Consider the following 14,480-nt stretch of genomic DNA (forward strand, 5'->3'; position numbering starts at 1 on the left):
GTTTCAGCATCGGGCCAGTACCCGCATCACGTCAGGCAACAGCGTCAATGGACAGGCGATGGCATACCCGTCTGGGGTATGCAGGGTGACGGTGTGCGCGTCGTCAGGCTGGAGTGAAACCGGCAAGATGGCGGGCAGTGTCTGGCTGAGAGGTTGGGGTATTTTGTTACTGTCGGCAATCCAGTCACGGAAAGAGGAAAAACTCAGCTGATGCTGTTCGCAATACTGTTTTCGGGTCAGGTCACTGTGGCGCCATTGGGTCACATGGTGTTGTTTTTGTTCCGGGGTATATCGGCTACGGCTCATGGTTCCTCACAAGGTTAAGACAAAAACCTAGCGTGCATGAACCGAATGAGAGGAGCAAGGTGAGTTCACCGGACGTTTACATTGTATCCGTCCGCGTTGGTTGTTGACTGCTTGTATTGTCAGATCTGCTTTCCCCTGCGAGAGGATTTTACCGTCGGTGTTGTTGAGATTGTGGCTGGTCAGTGTGGTTTCGCCTTGTGAATTTATCACGCCAGCGGTGTTATCGATTTCACCGGCTTCCAGAGTCAGATCACTGCCGCTGCGGATGCCGCGTTTTTCTCCGCTCTGGGCGTTAGTCAGCTTCTGGCCCTGGGTGTTGAGTGAAAGGGTGGCGCCGGATTTCAACAAGCCGCCGGTGTTGTCCATTTCACCGGTTTTCAATGTCAGTTGCTGATGCTGACTGACCATTGTACCGCCGGTGTTATCGACTGTTCCTGATGATGTCACTTTGAGTTGTTGATTAGCGGCTACGATCCCCTGATGGTTATCAATGACGCCTGCGGTCATGGTCAGGGTTCCCAGGCTTGAGATCCCCTGTTCAGGTTGACTGTTGCTGTTGGTTATTTTGCCCTCTAGCCCATCCAGGATCAGGTTTTTATCTGCATGGATCAGGCCCGCTTCATTATTGATGCCTTGTGCGGTCAGGTTCACATTGCCTGTACTGCGTATGCCGCCGTTTTTACCGCTGTTGATGTTAGTCAGCAGTCTGCCTTGCGCATCCAGTGTCAGGTCACCGGCAGATTGCAGCAGGCCACCACTGTTGTTAGTTTCGTTTACGGTTAATGTCAGCGCACCTTTTTTGCTGACGAGTGTTCCGCCCTGATTTTTCAGTTCACCGCCAGTGACGGTTGTTGTTCCTGTACCAGTAATGGTTCCATCACGGTTGTCGATTTCGCCGGTGGTCAGGGTGAGTGTGCCTTTACTGACAACGCCCCCGCTTTTCCCGCTTTTTGCCGTGGTCAGTTTTTCTCCATGCGTGTCCAGCGTCATATCGCCGGCAGATTCTATCCGGCCACCGGTACTGTTTAACTCGCCGCTGTTAAGTTGCAGGTTTTTCTTACTGGCGATGGTGCCGGCTAAGTTGTTTAGCGCTTGCTGATGGGTGTTAATGTGGGTTTGGTCGCCACGGATAGATCCACGGTCATTGATCAGTTTACCGGTCGTCAATTCCAAGGCATTTTTCGCTATTATCCCACCGTTTTTACCGCTGTCAGTGTTGACCAGCTCCTGCTGCTGGGTATCCAGATCCAGACTGGCTGCGGATTGTATCCGTCCGCGTTGGTTGTTGACTGCTTGTGTTGTCAGATCTGCTTTCCCCTGCGAGAGGATTTTACCGTCGGTGTTGTTGAGATTGTGGCTGCTCAGTGTGGTTTCGCCTTGTGAATTTATCACGCCAGCGGTGTTATCGATTTCACCGGCTTCCAGAGTCAGATCACTGCCGCTGCGGATGCCGCGTTTTTCTCCGCTCTGGGCGTTAGTCAGCTTCTGACCCTGGGTGTTGAGTGAAAGGGTAGCGCCGGATTTCAACAAGCCACCGGTGTTGTCAACGGTTCCAGATGTCACTTTGAGTTGCTGATCAGCTGCCACGGTTCCTTGATAATTATCGATGGCACCTGCGGTTAGAGTTAAGTTCTCTGAGCTTAGTATGCCTTGCCCAAGCTGACTGTTACGGTTAGTTATGGTTCCTTTCTGCCCATCAAGGATCAGGTTTTTGCCCGCATGGATCAGACCCGTATCATTGTTGACGCCTTGAGTGGTCAGCGTCATGCTGCCTGTGCTGATTATACCCCGGCCTTTACCGCTGTTGGTGTTGATCAGCAGTCCACCTTGCGTATCCAATGTCAGGTCGCCAGCAGATTGCATTAATCCGCCGCTGTTGTCGGTTTTGTTTACGGTTAAGGTCAGGTCGCCGGTTTTGCTGGCAAATTTACCTCGCTGGTTGTGCAATTCACCACCAGTGACGGTTGTTATTCCTGTACCAATAATCGAGCCATCTTGGTTGTCAATTTCACCTGTGATTAAGGTCAGTATTCCTTCACTGGTCACGCCACCCGTGTCGCTACTTTGGGCAGTGGTCAGCTTTTTCCCGTGGGTGTTCAGCGTCATATCGCCATCAGATTTTATCTTCCCGCTGGTGCTGTTAAGTTCTCCACTGTCGAGTTGCAGGTTTTTCTTACTGGCTATGGCGCCACTTTGGTTGTTCAGCGTTTGTTGATGGGTATCAATGTTGATGTCATGACCCTGGATAAGGCCAGCATCATTATTCAGTTTACCGCTGGAAATCCGTAATGAATCTTTAGCAATGATGCCGCCAGTCTTACCGCTATCGATATTTGTCAGGAGTTGATTTTGAGTGTCCAGTGATAGGGTTGATTCTGATTGTATCTGCCCACGGGTATTGTTCAGGGCCCGTGTGGTCAGTTCAGCCATCTGTTGTGATAATAATTGACCATCTGTGTTATCAACGTCATCAGCGTTAAGAGTGGTTTTTCCTTTAGCAGAAATGATGCCGGCAGTGTTGTTGATATCACCTGTATAGAGTTCCAGTTTGCCTTTACTGAGTATGCCTTTTTCGTTGTCACCGTTAGCGTTAGTCAGCTTTTGTCCGTGCGTATTCACTATCATGTCACTGTCGGATTGTAACAGACCCGCCGTGTTGTCTAGTTCGCCGCTGTTTAGGGTCAGTTTTTCCTGGGCAATAACCTTCCCAGCAGTATTGATGAATTTATGTCCTTTTGTCTGAATGTCTATCCGTTGAGCAAGTAATTGTCCTTGATGGTTATTCAGATTTGCTGTTGTGATCGTCAGTTGTTTCCCTTCATTGAAAAGGGTGCCGCCGCTGTTGTTTAATTTTTGGGTGTTGAGTACCAAGTCGCCTTTACCGGTCTGATTAATTTTCCCCTGATTGTTAGATAAATCTGGTGTGGTTAAGTTAATTTCCCGTGCCGCCAGTTTACCGCCATCATTGTTAAACTGGCCTGGTGTTTTAGCCGTAAAGTGGTCAGCGGTAACTGTGGCATTGGAGGTGCTAATCTCGTTTTGACTGGCAGTGAGTTGAATGTCGTTGGCAGAGGTTTTGCTGCCGCTGAGATCAATCTTTTTACTCTGTACTTCCAAGGTATTGGTTGCCAGATTTTGTCCATTGGCTTGAATTTGCTGTTTAGCGCTCAGTGTCAGCGAGCCGGGTAGCGTGGCTTTCCCTTTATCATCAATACCGGCTGCCAGAATACTGCCATTGCCACTTTGTATTGTGCTTGCTGTTATTGTGGTATTGCCCCGTGCCTCGATCGTGCCGCTGTTTTGCAGTTGTCCCCCGGATTTTAAGGTGACAGTGGATTGTGACAGGAGTTTGCCCCGGTTTTCTAAATCTGAGGTATTGGTTAGTTTCAGAGCGCCATTGCTGTTGAATGTGCCGCTGTTCTCAATTCGTCCATCGGTCGTAACGCGTATTTCGCCGGCTGTTGTCCCGATGTTACCGGCGTTACGTACGCCCACGCCAGCCTCAGTTCCAACCAGCGTGATTTTATTAGCATACATTCCACCCAGTGCCGCTACGTCCAGCGTAAACTTCGGGCGATCGTTGTCATCAGCAGATTTTTTCTCAATGTTCTTGTGTGCTGCGTCAACGATATTACGCCCGGTAGTGACTTTCAGATCCTGAGCATGTAGCTTGCCGTTGATTGCCACCGAGCGGGCAATAATTTCCGTGTAATTTTGTTGTGAGCTGTCCATGCCCAGATCTTCAATACGTACTTCCCCTCGGCTGATTTCAAAGCCTTTTATTCGGCCTTGTTCCATCATCGCTTGTCCAGTGGTGAGTGTTGTGCGATAGGCGTTGATAAATCCGCAACCATTGCAAGTGATACCTGCTGGGTTGGCAATGATAATTTCTGCTTTTTGTCCGGCAACCTCAATCCAGCCATTGAGCTGACTTGCATTGAGGCTGTTGACTTCATTGAGAATAATTTTAGCTTCCGCTTTGGCGAGCCATGGGTTTCCTGCCACCATACCAGCCAGTTGAGTTTGTGTAGCATTGTGACTGTTATTAAGAATGACGCCTTGTTTATCTATATCAAATTGGCTGTAGGTATTGCGCGAAACACCAGCAGCGCTGGGGGTTTGAATATTGATTTGCGGCGTGCCGTTTGCACTGCTAAGGATAGTCGGTTGTTGATTACCCGGCGCTTGTCGGTCAGCCACAATGTCTGCTTGTGCGGTCAGAGAAATACAGCCGGTTGCCAACAACAAACTTAGCCTTAACGCTGTTAGCCGACAAAGGCATTGTGATGATTGTCGACGGCTGCGGCGGCGTACCGTACTACCTTGCCCAGAGGTAGCAATATCAGCCACGACCATCAACATGTTCCGGGCTTTATTAAAGATAATGCGATACAGGTGCTTATTCATTGTTTTTCTCCGCTAACACGCTTTATATCTGCTACGCTCTGGCAGCATTGTTATTCTGAATTAGTACTGCCAATACAAATTGAATCCGGTTGTAACCGGTGAGGTTTTAAAGCCATCTGGTTTGGATAGGGGAATACCGGCAAACAGGTCATAACTCACGCTTTTCAAACTGCCTCGCCAGCCCAAGACGCTACCAGCCAGGCGTTTTCCCAACTGTTTTCCGTTCCCCGGTCCGCCAATTTCGCCATAATCCATTCCCATATACAGGGATTGACCGTTCAGTGGCGTTTGCCATTCCAGCTCGTTACGGCTGTACCAGCCACGATCTGCATTCAGTGTTCGTTCTCCGTCAAATCCGCGTACAGTCCAGCGATTGCCAATCGAAAATTGATCCTGTGGCGTCAACTGTCTGGCGCTGATTTGACGCATGTATTGGGTTTTGTAGGAAAATGGCTGAGAAAATAGGGTAAATGGCGCGGTAAGCGCGGCAGAAAACTGCGTTATTTTAAGTAGAGCGGTTGCCTCGCTAAGGACCTCTTCTGGGGCCGGTTGAGCGCCAAACCAGCGTGTTCCCTGCTGGTAAGTGACTCCGGCATCCAGTGTTGCACTGCCGATGTAGTGACGATGAGATAGCCCCAATTTCCAACCGGCGGTTTCCCGTCGCTGTACGTCTATTTCAAAGTCATTAATGAAACTCTTGGATGTGCGACGATAAATTTCCCCATAAAAGGAAGTTTTTTGGCTGGCGTTACGATGCAAGACCCGGCTTAGCTGGAAATTCAGGTTTTTGCTTTCGCCCCTATACTTAGAATCGTGATGTGGCCCTGCTACTGTTTGGTTATAATCATAATTACTGGCAGTAATGCCCGTCATCCAATACCCTACAGGCAATGAGTAGTGGATGGTGTAGTTTTTGCTGCCGCGGCCAGAGGGGGAGTGTATATCGCGCCCACCGGAGATATAAAACAGGTCACTCGATGCCAGTGGGTTATGCAGATATAAAGTTAACCCACCTTGGTAGCGCCCGGTGCTTTTAGAACCTGAATCATCCATATAGGCGGCTAACTGCCAATGTCGTGACTGACGCCAGTCCAGCACAATATCGCTTTCTCCTGGCTGTTCACCCGGCACAATTTCCATATTGGCTTGTACGGTAGAAAAACGTTGTAAGTTTTCCAATCCCTGTTCGATATCCCGTAAATCAAGCAGTTTTCCTTCACGGGGGGGAAATGTGGTTACCTGTTGGATATAACTTCCGCTTTCGGCGGTATAGCGGATATGCCGGATTTTGCCCGGTATCACCACCAATTTTAATATCTTGGAATTAAGATGCTGATTGGGAGCTAATACTCTGCTGGTGACATAGCCATGGCTGATTAACCGGTTTTGTATCCGGGTCATCAACACATTAATCCCCTGAGTGCCCAGGCATTGATTTTCGCCCTTTTGGGCTAGACGCTTCAGAGGTAACCAATGAGGAAAATTTTCCGTTCCTTCAAGAACGACACGTGTAATGGGAAAACAGGGCGTATCGACCGGAAATTCAGAAGGTACTATTTCTTCAGGTATAGACAGACGAATATCCGCTGGTGGTGGTGCTAATTGGGCCTCCAGGGCTTTCTGGCGCTCCTGTTGATGAATAAGTTGTTGATCTGATATTTCGGCGGCTTTCGCACTGGTAGTAACAATAAGAAAGCTAGTAAAAACAATAACCTTTTTTTGCATTATTCTTTAGCATCCTGCATACATCATGTAATTTTTGGGGCGCTATTAGTCATTAATTTGATTTAATAATCAATATGCAAGACTTACTTAATCGATATGGATAAGACGTATACCCTCCTTTTAATTTTTAATAAAAACAATACGTTATATTTAATTGAAAAATAATGAATAATGTAAAAAATGATATCAATCAATGAGTTACATTATTATTTGCAATTTAATCTTATTTATTGATAGATATGTGACATATGTCACTAGGATTATTATTATGTAATTATAGTTAAGATAACTTAATTAATTATTTCTTTTGGTATTAATCAGTGAGGAATTTTATTTTTATTATCATTGCAGGATGCTTATTTTTCGGCAAATATGCCGAAAAATAAGCTATTACTGGTTGAGAGAGGATAGCCAGATATTTTAATTTATTCTTCTTGCTCGTTTTTCTCGTTTGATTTGCTGTTGGCCGTCAACAAATAAGGCGACTGTTGCCAGCGGCTGGGTGTTAATTGCAACAGGTTATGCGCCAGAATAAAACCAATGGCTAGAGCCAGTAAGATCATGATCCTGAGCAGGTTGGTGGTGTTGTCCACCTGTTTGGATTCTGTCGCTAGTTTGTGTGTGTCCAGTGTCAGGCGCAGAAAACCTTTTGGTTCTTCTTTCCCTGGAATGGGAACGACTATCTGGTGGTTAAAATAGCTACCGGCTTTTTTACCATCCAAAGATAAGCGATCCCGCACTGATACATTTTCTCCGCTATGAGCAACCTGTGTCCCATTGTTAAGATAGACACTGGCGTCAAGTATGCGACTGTTTTTGGTCAGGTAGTGCAAATTAGCCAGTATCTGTTCATTATTAAGATCTTTGCTGCCACTCTCCATATAATCGGATAAGCTGAATGCGACTTGTTTTGCCAGGGTTTTCGCCAATTCCTCAAATTGATCCATCTGGGCCTGTTGGTGAGAACGGCTAAAATAAGAAACGCCCTGCATTAGAAATACTAATAAAGCAATACAAATCAATATAATAGCTGTTTTATGCAGTCGGAATTTTAATTTAGCTTTGGTCATAGTTATTTCTTCCAGGCGTTGGTCAACTCAATGTTGCCAGATGCAATATAGGGAGGATAGTTTGAAATGCAATTTTTTGCTGCCAGAGTCATGTGGGATTACAGGAGTAGGGATTAATGTCTAATAACCTAGCTTATCGCTATTTGCCGGAAGAGGTCCATAAGTGGCCGGGATTACCGCTTTCGTTAAGTGGGGAGGAAGCTATGCCATTGGATTACCGGGCTGGTGACAGTGGCTGGTTGATATATGGTCGTGGCCTGGATAAACAACGTATCAGTAATTTTCAGCACCGGCTTGGCGCTGCTATTGTCATTGTCTCTTCATGGCGTATTGATGATTATCAGGTAGTACGTATTGCCGGAAGTTTGACTGCGCGTATTAAAAGGCTAGCTGATGAGTGCCGGTTGGATGTGGTTCCTTTGGGGCAGATCCCACGGTTGCGCTCACCAGGTTTGCTGGTGATGGATATGGATTCAACGGCAATTCAAATTGAATGCATTGATGAAATTGCCCGTTTGGCCGGCGTAGGTGACAAAGTAGCCGAAATTACCGAACGGGCAATGCAAGGAGAACTGGATTTTTCTGATAGCCTGCGGGAGAGAGTTGCTCAACTTGCAGGGGCTGATGCTGATATTTTGCGACAAGTTGCACAAGATTTGCCGCTTATGCCGGGGCTGACCAGTTTGGTGCGTAAGTTACAATCTTTTGATTGGCATGTCGCAATCGCATCGGGGGGGTTTACCTATTTTGCTGACCATTTGCGCCAAAATTTACGTTTAGTTGCTGCGGTAGCAAACCAATTAGAAGTCAAAAACAGCAAGGTAACTGGTAAGGTTATCGGGCCAATTGTTGATGCTAAATATAAGGCTGCCACATTGATGAAGCTGGCGAAAAAATTGGATATCCCGTTGGAACAAACCGTCGCTATTGGTGACGGCGCCAATGACCTGAAAATGATTCGCAAAGCGGGGCTGGGTATTGCTTATCATGCTAAACCGAAAGTTTATGCACAGTCGAAAGTGACAATTCGTCATGCTGATCTAATGGGAGTATTGTGTGTGTTAAGTGGCGGTCTTAAACACGAAGAACGTTAATTAAAGTTGTTTTAGGGAGTACAGAGTGGCAAAAGCAGCAAAACGGGCGTTTGTCTGTAATGAGTGTGGGGCGGATTATCCGCGCTGGCAGGGGCAATGTAGTGCATGTCATGCCTGGAATACCATTACTGAGGTACGTTTAGCCGCAGCATCTTCCTCTCGTAATGACAGGTTCAGTGGTTATGCGGGAGATACTGGTGTCAGCAGAGTTCAGAAATTATCAGAAATTAGTCTGGAAGAGCTTCCCCGTTTTTCCACTGGATTCAAAGAGTTCGATCGGGTTCTTGGCGGTGGGGTTGTTCCCGGTAGCGCGATTCTGATTGGAGGGAACCCTGGCGCAGGGAAAAGTACCTTATTGTTGCAGACGATGTGTCAGCTGTCCGCACAGATGAAAACCTTATATGTCACCGGAGAGGAGTCATTACAGCAAGTTGCGATGCGTGCGCACCGGTTGGGGCTGCCGGTTGATAATCTGAATATGCTGTCAGAAACAAGTATTGAACAGATTTGTCTGATTGCGGAGCAAGAGCAGCCAAAACTGATGGTGATTGACTCCATCCAGGTGATGCATATGGCGGATATTCAATCTTCTCCGGGGAGTGTCGCTCAGGTCAGAGAAACCGCCGCTTATCTTACCCGGTTTGCCAAAACCCGCGGGGTCGCCATTGTTATGGTAGGTCATGTAACCAAGGATGGCTCGCTGGCAGGGCCGAAAGTGTTGGAACACTGTATTGACTGTTCAGTGATGCTTGACGGTGAAGCTGATTCCCGCTTTCGTACTTTACGCAGTCATAAAAACCGTTTTGGCGCTGTCAATGAGCTTGGGGTGTTCGCTATGACAGAACAGGGATTGCGCGAAGTCAGTAATCCATCAGCGATTTTCCTTAGCCGTGGTGATGAAATCACTGCGGGTAGCTCCGTCATGGTGGTGTGGGAGGGAACCCGTCCTCTGCTGGTGGAGATTCAAGCGCTGGTGGATCATTCAATGATGACTAATCCACGGCGGGTGGCTGTGGGTTTGGAGCAAAACCGGTTGGCTATTTTGTTAGCGGTTCTTCATCGTCACGGCGGCTTGCAAATGTCCGATCAGGATGTGTTTGTCAACGTGGTTGGTGGGGTTAAGGTCGCGGAAACCAGCGCGGATCTCGCTTTACTTCTCTCTTTAGTCTCCAGTTTTCGCGATCGGCCTCTGCCGCGTGATTTGGTTGTATTTGGCGAGGTGGGGTTGGCCGGTGAAATCCGTCCTGTACCCAGTGGGCAGGAAAGGATATCAGAAGCGGCTAAACATGGTTTCAAACGGGCGATAGTGCCTTATGCCAATATGCCGAAAAAAGAGCTGCCGGGAATGAAAGTTTTTGGTGTGAAAAAGTTGTCAGATGCGTTATCTGTTATGGAAGATCTTGATTAAACAGGAGGAGATATGGGTCAATTTGACTACCTTAAAGAAGCGATTAAACAAACGGGTTGTACGTTGCAACAAGTTGCTGATGCAAGCGGTATGACCAAAGGTTATCTCAGCCAGTTAATTAATGACAAAATCAAAAGTCCCAGCGCGCAAAAACTGGCATCTCTCCATAACTATTTGGGGGTGCAATATCCTGTGCAGAATAAAACGGTTGGGGTGATATTCGGTAAGTTCTATCCATTGCATACCGGGCATATCTATCTGATTCAACGGGCTTGTAGTCAGGTGGATGAGTTACATATCATCCTTTGCCATGATGAGCCCAGAGATAAAGCGTTGTTTATGAGCAGTTCCATGTCGCAACAACCGACGGTCAGTGATCGTCTGCGCTGGTTACTTCAAACGTTTAAATATCAGAAAAACATTCATATTCACTCTTTTGATGAACAGGGAATTGAACCATATCCACATGGTTGGGATGTGTGGAGTAAAGGCATGAAAGCCTTTATGTCAAAAAAAGGGATTAATCCAAGTTATATTTATTCCAGTGAAGCTCAGGATGCTCCTCGTTATAAAGAGCAATTGGGAATTGAGACTATTCTTATTGATCCACAGCGCTCATTTATGAAGATCAGTGGCCGGCATATTCGTCAAGATCCATTCCGTCATTGGGAATATATCCCTACGGAAGTAAAACCTTTCTTTGTGCGTACTGTAGCAATTCTCGGTGGGGAATCCAGTGGTAAATCCACATTGGTTAACAAATTGGCAAATATTTTTAATACAACTAGTGCCTGGGAATATGGTCGTGATTATGTTTTTTCTCATCTGGGAGGTGATGAGATGGCGCTACAATATTCAGACTATGACAAGATTGCGTTGGGGCAGGCCCAGTATATTGATTTCGCAGTAAAATATGCGAATAAAGTTGCATTTGTCGATACTGATTTCGTGACTACTCAGGCATTCTGTAAGCGGTATGAAGGACGTGAGCACCCGTTTGTTCAGGCATTGATTGATGAATACCGATTTGATTTGGTCATTTTATTGGAAAACAACACACCTTGGGTTTCTGATGGTTTGCGTAGCCTTGGCAGCGAGCAGGATCGTAAAGCGTTCCAGCAATTGTTGGAAGATATGCTGAAAGACAACAATATTGAATATGTAAATGTGAATTCACCAGATTATGATCTGCGTTTTCTGCACTGTATAGAGCTAATTCAGCAGCTTTTAGCTGTTAATCCTAAGCAACACGTTAGTTGAATCGTTTATAATTAGATTCATATATAATATTTTATATGATAAATTAATAAATATATTCAATGTATATCTAACCACAATCCATATTGTGGTTGGATGTTTTTATTACTTATCAGTAATAAAATATATAATAGCTATTAATATTTTTGATACTTATATTGATTATTTATTCCTTGAATAAAAGCAAAATTAATAATTAAATACTTCCATGTTGATTTTCAAATAAAAGTTTTCATATTTGTGATTTATTCTTGAATAAGATAAGGTTGGTTTTTTATTAAAGATTTAATGTTTGACGCGTTGTTGTCATATGGAAATTAAATATTAATTTTAACATATTGTTATGATATTAAGGTGTTTTTATATATAAGAAATTATTTGTCTGATGTTATTTTTTTGTTTGAACTAACACAATAATGGCCTATTGATAATGAGTGGTTGATAGAAATGGGCTGATCTTGTTTAGTAAAATTTTAATTTTAGCATACAGATAGCCATTTGAAATAGTCACTGATAGAAATATTGATATACTTTTAGTTGAGATATTTCTTATATGATTTCCCCTCGTTTGTGTAATCTTATAATGATGAATATCTGTATTTTTACGGATTGCTCTGGCTGCAAGCGTTACTGATAATGCCAGATTTCTTACACTATTATGCTGAGATAATGAATTTGAATCAAATTGCTACGATTGAAGCCATTGATATTTCATATGGTTTTTCTAACAGTAAAGCTAGCCAGAAAATGATTTCAGACATCACTCTTTCTATTTTTCCAGGTGAATTTACTTTGGTTACTGGGGATCTCAGTTCGGGAAAAAGCACTTTCCTGGCAACGATTTCCGGATTATTGCGTCTCGATAGAGGAAAAATATTAATTGCTGACAAAGAATTGGGTAAACTGAATAACAGCGAGTTAGATAGATTTCATTTGATGAATTGTGGTTTTATCTTTCAAAGAATTAATTTATCTAATGAACTTACGGTCCTGGATAATTTGTTATTATCTCTGTCATGTGGAATCACAGCCTCCCATCAGGAAGCCATGACCAGGGCAACTAAGGCACTCAATATTGTTGGTCTGAAACACAAGAAAGATATATATCCCAATGAATTACGTGATAATGAAAAACAACGGGTAGCAATAGCCAGAGCTATTGTGAAAAGTCCCCGGTATTTGTTTGCTGATGAGCCAACCAGTCATCTTGATAATTATGACTGTCAGGTAGCCACTGATATCTTAAGTTTTATTGCTCATAACCAAAGAGGAACAGTTGTTGTAGCTTCACAAGATAATCGGCTTATTAGGCATGCAGATCGTATTATTACTTTGAAAGAAGGAAAAATTATCCATGATACTTATCTAACACATAGCATAATGAATAAAACCACTAACTTATATGCAAATAATTGAGAGGAAAATGGCCTGTTATCAGGCCATTTCCAATATGATTATTTGCTGATTCTCTTATATTTAATGCGATGCGGTTCTAGCGCTTCGGCTCCAAGAGTCCGTTTTTTATAGTCTTCGTATTCACTAAAGTTACCTTCAAAGAAAGTCACTTTACCTTCATCCTGATAATCAATGATGTGGGTTGCGATACGGTCAAGGAACCAACGATCATGGGAAATAACCATTGCACAACCAGGAAACTCCAATAAGGCGTTTTCTAGTGCGCGCAAGGTTTCAATGTCCAGGTCGTTGGTTGGTTCATCGAGCAGCAACATGTTACCGCCAACTTGCAACAACTTAGCCAAATGTAGCCGGCCTCTTTCACCACCAGACAGTTCACCGACACGTTTACCCTGATCAACGCCTTTGAAGTTGAAACGGCCAGCATAAGCACGGCTTGGCAGCTCGAAGTTGCCGATACGCATGATATCCTGACCGCCGGAAATCTCTTCCCAAACGGTTTTCTTATCATCCATATTGTCACGGAACTGATCTACAGAAGCCAGTTTGACGGTTTCGCCTAATGTGATAGTACCGGAATCAGGTTGTTCCTGGTTAGCAAGCATACGGAATAAGGTGGATTTACCTGCACCGTTAGGCCCGATAATCCCAACAATGGCCCCCTTTGGTAGAGAGAAGTTCAGATTGTCGATAAGCACCCGGTCGCCATAGGATTTGGTCAGATTTTCCACTTCCAGAACTTTGTCGCCCAGGCGTGGCCCAGGTGGGATAAACAGTTCACTGGTTTCGTTGCGTTTCTGGTATTCAACGTTGTTTAATTCTTCAAACCGGGCCAGACGTGCTTTACCTTTTGCCTGACGGCCTTTTGGATTTTGGCGAACCCATTCCAGCTCTTTCTCAATAGATTTACGGCGGGCGGCTTCTGTTGATGCTTCCTGAGCCAGGCGGGCGTCTTTCTGCTCCAGCCATGAAGAGTAGTTACCTTCCCATGGAATACCTTCACCACGGTCAAGCTCCAAAATCCAGCCGGCAACGTTATCAAGGAAGTAACGGTCATGCGTAATTGCAACAACAGTACCTTCGTAATTGTGCAGGAAGCGCTCCAGCCAGGCGACGGATTCGGCGTCAAGGTGGTTTGTCGGTTCATCCAGCAGCAGCATATCTGGTTTTTCCAGCAGTAAGCGGCAGATTGCTACACGACGGCGTTCACCCCCGGACAAATGCTCAATTTTTGCATCCCAAGGCGGCAGACGCAGCGCGTCAGCTGCACGCTCAAGCTGGTTATCAAGATTATGACCATCATGGGACTGGATAATTGCTTCCAGCTCACCTTGCTCTTTCGCCAGTTTGTCAAAATCAGCGTCAGGATCAGCATAGGCTGCGTAGACTTCATCCAAACGGGCCAGCGCGTGTTTCACTTCGCTAACCGCTTCCTCCACTGCTTCGCGGACAGTGTGCTCAAGGTTTAATTTTGGCTCCTGTGGTAGATAGCCAATTTTAATTCCCGGCTGTGGGCGGGCTTCGCCTTCGATATCTTTATCAATACCAGCCATAATCCGCAGTAAGGTTGATTTACCCGCGCCATTAAGGCCAAGAACACCAATTTTGGCTCCCGGAAAGAAACTCAGGGAGATATTTTTTAGAATATGACGTTTCGGGGGGACAATTTTGCCGACCCGATGCATGCTGTAAACATATTGAGCCACGTTGCTATAAGCCTCGCTATCTCTGATTGTTATAATGATAATGCCTGTTTGGCGAAGTCAATCGCATGAACAGGGCGTGTTGGTATCTGAT

9 protein-coding genes and 1 pseudogene are annotated in these 14,480 nt (G+C 45.2%); 4 read left to right on the forward strand and 6 right to left on the reverse strand.

The annotated features are described in order from the left end of the window. Positions 1–3: 3 nt before the first annotated feature. The 5 genes and pseudogenes from tnpA to ABR397_RS20825 all read right to left on the reverse strand — a co-directional run bounded on the left by tnpA (position 4) and on the right by ABR397_RS20825 (position 7,508). Positions 4–306, reverse strand: coding sequence for an IS66 family insertion sequence element accessory protein TnpA (tnpA, locus tag ABR397_RS20810; protein WP_350307380.1), 303 nt, complete (start codon positions 304–306; stop codon positions 4–6). 27 nt (positions 307–333) lie between these two features. Next, a complete protein-coding gene (locus tag ABR397_RS25500; RefSeq protein WP_455430663.1) occupies positions 334–2,904 on the reverse strand; it encodes a hypothetical protein in 2,571 nt (856 codons plus the stop codon). Next, positions 2,893–4,713 (reverse strand): annotated as a pseudogene (locus ABR397_RS25505) (two-partner secretion domain-containing protein); the annotation flags it as partial. The pseudogene ABR397_RS25505 and the gene ABR397_RS25500, both read right to left, overlap by 12 nt. 60 nt (positions 4,714–4,773) lie before the next feature. Then, positions 4,774–6,438, reverse strand: coding sequence for a ShlB/FhaC/HecB family hemolysin secretion/activation protein (locus ABR397_RS20820; protein ID WP_350307382.1), 1,665 nt, complete (start codon positions 6,436–6,438; stop codon positions 4,774–4,776). A 425-nt stretch (positions 6,439–6,863) separates the two neighbouring features. Beyond that, on the reverse strand, positions 6,864–7,508 hold the full coding sequence (locus ABR397_RS20825; protein WP_021326500.1) for a YtjB family periplasmic protein: 645 nt from the start codon (positions 7,506–7,508) through the stop codon (positions 6,864–6,866). Between the two features lie 116 nt (positions 7,509–7,624). Here ABR397_RS20825 and serB point away from each other — a divergent pair, with 116 nt between their 5' ends. The 4 genes from serB to ABR397_RS20845 all read left to right on the forward strand — a co-directional run bounded on the left by serB (position 7,625) and on the right by ABR397_RS20845 (position 12,683). Continuing rightward, positions 7,625–8,602: a phosphoserine phosphatase gene (serB, locus tag ABR397_RS20830; RefSeq protein WP_350307383.1), complete on the forward strand. Its 978-nt coding sequence runs from the start codon at positions 7,625–7,627 to the stop codon at positions 8,600–8,602. A gap of 25 nt (positions 8,603–8,627) precedes the next feature. After that, on the forward strand, positions 8,628–10,010 hold the full coding sequence (gene radA, locus ABR397_RS20835) for a DNA repair protein RadA (RefSeq protein WP_350307384.1): 1,383 nt from the start codon (positions 8,628–8,630) through the stop codon (positions 10,008–10,010). A 12-nt stretch (positions 10,011–10,022) separates the two neighbouring features. Next, on the forward strand, positions 10,023–11,270 hold the full coding sequence (nadR, locus tag ABR397_RS20840) for a multifunctional transcriptional regulator/nicotinamide-nucleotide adenylyltransferase/ribosylnicotinamide kinase NadR (RefSeq protein ID WP_350307385.1): 1,248 nt from the start codon (positions 10,023–10,025) through the stop codon (positions 11,268–11,270). Between the two features lie 633 nt (positions 11,271–11,903). Continuing rightward, positions 11,904–12,683 carry an ABC transporter ATP-binding protein gene (locus tag ABR397_RS20845; RefSeq protein ID WP_350307386.1) on the forward strand — a complete coding sequence of 260 codons (780 nt, stop codon included), beginning with the start codon at positions 11,904–11,906 and terminating at the stop codon, positions 12,681–12,683. A 38-nt stretch (positions 12,684–12,721) separates the two neighbouring features. Here the strand turns inward: ABR397_RS20845 and ettA are convergent, their stop codons facing one another. Then, positions 12,722–14,389: an energy-dependent translational throttle protein EttA gene (gene ettA / locus ABR397_RS20850; protein ID WP_350307387.1), complete on the reverse strand. Its 1,668-nt coding sequence runs from the start codon at positions 14,387–14,389 to the stop codon at positions 12,722–12,724. Positions 14,390–14,480: the final 91 nt, after the last annotated feature.

Source organism: Photorhabdus viridis (assembly GCF_040256935.1).
Lineage (GTDB): Bacteria > Pseudomonadota > Gammaproteobacteria > Enterobacterales > Enterobacteriaceae > Photorhabdus > Photorhabdus viridis.